At 54.1% G+C, this 3,783-nt stretch carries 3 protein-coding genes and 2 pseudogenes; 2 read left to right on the top strand and 3 right to left on the bottom strand.

The window, feature by feature from the left end; genetic code table 11:
• Together ACIQ0G_RS10580 and ACIQ0G_RS10575 are read left to right on the top strand one after the other, a co-directional pair.
• A pseudogene (locus ACIQ0G_RS10580) lies at window positions 1-134 on the top strand (HlyD family secretion protein); the annotation flags it as partial.
• Window positions 109-1,665, top strand: a complete 1,557-nt coding sequence (locus ACIQ0G_RS10575; RefSeq protein ID WP_397577869.1) for a DHA2 family efflux MFS transporter permease subunit — start codon at window positions 109-111, stop codon at window positions 1,663-1,665. The pseudogene ACIQ0G_RS10580 and the gene ACIQ0G_RS10575, both read left to right, overlap by 26 nt.
• 9 nt (window positions 1,666-1,674) lie before the next feature.
• On the opposite strand, the pseudogene ACIQ0G_RS10570 reads toward ACIQ0G_RS10575, so the two are convergent.
• The 3 genes and pseudogenes from ACIQ0G_RS10570 to rplS all read right to left on the bottom strand — a co-directional run bounded on the left by ACIQ0G_RS10570 (window position 1,675) and on the right by rplS (window position 3,781).
• Window positions 1,675-2,246, bottom strand: a pseudogene (locus tag ACIQ0G_RS10570) (2-hydroxychromene-2-carboxylate isomerase).
• A 4-nt stretch (window positions 2,247-2,250) separates the two neighbouring features.
• Window positions 2,251-3,276: an aspartate-semialdehyde dehydrogenase gene (locus ACIQ0G_RS10565; RefSeq protein ID WP_397577868.1), complete on the bottom strand. Its 1,026-nt coding sequence runs from the start codon at window positions 3,274-3,276 to the stop codon at window positions 2,251-2,253.
• Window positions 3,277-3,448: 172 nt separating this feature from the next.
• Window positions 3,449-3,781, bottom strand: a complete 333-nt coding sequence (gene rplS, locus ACIQ0G_RS10560; RefSeq protein WP_397577867.1) for a 50S ribosomal protein L19 — start codon at window positions 3,779-3,781, stop codon at window positions 3,449-3,451.
• Window positions 3,782-3,783: the final 2 nt, after the last annotated feature.

Here is a 3,783-nt window from a genome sequence, read left to right as displayed (position 1 = left end):
CAGCGCAAAATGCGAATGGCAATTGGGTCAAGGTAACGCAGCGCGTCCCTGTACGGATATCGATTACCGACAAGCCGAAGCGTGCAATGATTGCAGGATTGTCGGCCCATGTCCGCATCGACACCAACAAGTAATCCGCTCGATCAGCCGGCCTATCCGGTCAAGAACAAGGGGCTGCTGACGCTTGCCGTCATGGGCGCGACCATTATCCAAATTCTGGATTCGACGATTGCCAACGTTGCCATCCCGCTCATGCAAACAAGTCTTGGCGCAACGATGGATACCATAACATGGGTCCTCACGAGCTATATCATCGCAAGCGCGGTTGCGATGCCTATTACGGGCTGGCTTGCCGACAGGATCGGTTCACGCAATCTGTTCTTGGGTGCGGTAGCCGGTTTTATTCTCGCATCCATGCTTTGCGGTATATCAACCAGCCTTACCGAAATGGTCGTTTTCAGGATATTCCAAGGCGTATGCGCAGCTTTCATCGGGCCACTTTCGCAGACCATTCTGCTCGATATAAACAAGCCATCGGATGCGCCGCGCGCAATGTCCATGTGGGGCATGGGCATTATGATAGCGCCTATTTTAGGCCCGATGATTGGTGGCTGGTTGACCGAAAATTACAATTGGCGCTGGGTATTTTACATCAACTTACCCATCGGCATTCTGACGGTAGCAATCCTCTGGTGGCGACTCCCATCGCGCCCCATTAACCGGCGACAGCTTGATCGGTTTGGTTTTGCAATGTTGGCCATTGGCCTTGCCACACTTCAATTGTTAGCTGACCGTGGGCAACAAGAAGACTGGCTACAAAGCTGGGAGATCATCATCGAACTGCTCGTTGTGGTCGCGGCGATCTGGATGTTTGCAATACATCAGAAGACGACCCCTAATCCGATGTTTGACCGGCTGTTGATGACAGACCGCAATTTCATTATTTCTCTGGGCATGATGCTACTTGTCGGGATGACGATATTTGGCATTTTCGCGTTGCTGCCGCCTATGTTGCAAAATCTTTATGGCCGTTCGGTTTACGACACGGGCATGCTACTCGCTCCGCGCGGTGTAGGCACAATGTTTGCCATGTTTTTAGCCACGAAATTGAGCAAAACGGTCGATCAGCGCGTTTTAATCTTCTGCGGCTTTCTGATTACCGCGGCATCCATGTGGGTCATGACAAGTTGGTCATTAAACATGGACTGGCACCTGATCGTCTACACGGGGCTAATTCAGGGCTTTGGCATGGGGTTCGTCTTCATTCCCCTGAACGCTGTAGCATTTTCGACGCTTCCCCTGCGGTTACGCACCGATGGCTCCAGCTTGCTTTACCTGTTCCGTAACCTTGGTGGCAGTTTCGGGATCTCACTTATGACCACAATGTTCGCGCGTAATATGCAAACCAGCCACGAAGATTTAGCATCGCATGTGACAGCATCGTCCATGAATGCAGTCGATCCATCCATAGCAGAGCGGCTGGGATCAGTAGGCGAACCCGCGATGCAAATGGTCAATATGGAAATCAACCGACAGGCCGCCATGATTGCCTATCTTGACGACTTCAAATTGATGATGATCATGGTGGTCATCGTCAGCCCGCTGATTTTCCTTTTAAAGCCGGGCAAAGCCGCCCCGGGTCAGCAACCCGTGATGGCCGACTGACGATAAGGCTTATCGCGCAACCAGGCCCTTTTGCTGCATCCGCCATACCGCCATATCAATGCGGTCCTGTCCAAAAAACGGCTCACCATCGAATACCAATGTTGGGACACCCCAGTGCCCAGTTCAGCCAAGTCCAGTCCGGCGCGCGTCGCTGCACCGGCGAGATGGTCCCCTTCATGCCAATTTTCGGCGCCGCCCCAGATCAGGCGTGATACCTCATCACAAAATGCAAGGCTCTTGCCCCGGCGTGCCGCCGCCTGTCCCAAGCGCGTCAGGCGAAAGATATAGGGCTGCTCTTCAGCAATCTTGCGAGTGCGGACGTCCTGCACAATCGGGTCGGGCCGTGGCGGGCCGAACGGAATGCCATGAAACTGCGCAACGCGGAACATATCGGTAAAGGTATAGCGCAACCAATTTGGGTGGCTGCGTTCGAAAAAGTCCGGCTCACGCACCGCCAAAGGATAGACCGGACGCAAGTTGATGGTCAGATCATATTGTTCGGCAAGCGCGCTGTATCGCCGCGTCGCCAGATAGCTATAGGGGCTGCGAAACGACCAAAAAACATCAGCTTGCAGCCCCATATACTTATCCCTTTTTCAAATGCCGCCGTCCAAGAAGTTCGGCGATTTGCACCGCGTTCAGCGCGGCCCCCTTACGCAGGTTATCGGAGACGCACCAGAAGGCAAGACCATTGTCGACGGTCGGATCTTCGCGCACGCGGCTTACATAAGTCGCATCGTCACCAGCGGCTTCGACGGGCGTTGTATAACCGCCATCTTCGCGCTTATCGATCAGCATGATGCCAGGCGCTTCACGCAGGATGTTCTGCGCGGTTTCTGCAGACATTTCGCGCTCATATTCGATATTCACCGCTTCGCTGTGGCCGACGAACACAGGAACGCGCACGCAGGTCGCGGTAAGCTTGATTTTGGGATCGAGGATTTTCTTGACCTCTACCATCATCTTCCACTCTTCCTTGGTAAAGCCATCGTCGAGGAAGCTATCGATGTGCGGAATGACGTTAAACGCGATCTGCTTCGTGAATTTTTTCGCGTCCGCGCTGTCACCGACAAAAATGTTGCGGCTCTGCTCGAACAATTCATCCATGCCCTCTTTGCCCGCGCCAGAGACGGACTGGTAGGTCGAGACAACGACGCGGGTGATTTTCGCATAATCGTGCAGCGGCTTCAGCGCGACGACCAACTGCGCGGTCGAGCAGTTCGGGTTCGCAATGATATTCTTGCGTTTGTAGATGTCGATCGCGTCTGGGTTGACCTCAGGCACGATCAACGGGACATCTGGGTCCATACGGAACAACGAGCTGTTATCGATGACCACACAGCCTGCAGCAGCCGCAATCGGCGCATATTTCTGGGTTGCTTCTGAACCGATAGCGAAAATCGCCATGTCCCAGCCCGACCAGTCGAAATTCTCGATATTCTGGATCTTCAGCATCTTGTCGGTATCGCCATATTCGATTTCGATACCCTGGCTGCGCGATGACGCCAGCACAGCCACTTCATCGGCAGGGAATGCGCGTTCGGCAAGAATATTGACGACCTCGCGGCCAACATTGCCCGTCGCGCCTGCAACTACGATACGATAACCCATGTTAACTTCCTTTTTGTGTTCCCCAGCGAAGGCTGGGGTCCAGCTATCGCTGGAGGACTATACCGAGGTCTGGACCCAGGCCTGCGCCGGGGCACACACAATAAAAAAGGCCGGGCTCTTTGTGGGAGCCCGGCCTTTTGTGTTTGGTTAGAAACGCAACGCGGCTCCTGCCTTATTCGGCAGCCTCGGTGGTTTTAATAGGACGCGGGTCGCGGCGTTCGGCAATACGTGCCTTCTTACCGGTCAAGCCACGCAGATAGTAAAGCTTCGCACGACGTACGACGCCCTTACGGACAACTTCGATGCTGTCGATATTTGGGCTGTACAGTGGGAATACGCGCTCAACACCCTCGCCGAACGACATTTTGCGTACGGTGAAGTTGGAGCCCATGCCCTTGTTCGAACGTGCGATGCATACACCTTCGTAATTCTGAATACGCGTGCGCTCACCTTCGATGACCTTCACGCCCACCTTAACGGTGTCGCCTGCACGGAATGCAGGAATTT

Source organism: Sphingorhabdus sp. (genome assembly GCF_044354325.1).
In the GTDB taxonomy this organism is placed as follows: Bacteria; Pseudomonadota; Alphaproteobacteria; order Sphingomonadales; family Sphingomonadaceae; genus Sphingorhabdus_B.
The sequence above is the reverse complement of the archived record's forward strand: the minus strand, read 5'-3'. Positions and strand labels throughout refer to the sequence as shown.

Bases quoted from the DNA above. Each gene is read 5' to 3' on its own strand.
- ACIQ0G_RS10575 (WP_397577869.1), top strand. From the start codon at position 109: ATGTCCGCATCGACACCAACAAGTAATCCGCTCGATCAGCCGGCCTAT.
- ACIQ0G_RS10565 (WP_397577868.1), bottom strand. From the start codon at position 3,276: ATGGGTTATCGTATCGTAGTTGCAGGCGCGACGGGCAATGTTGGCCGC.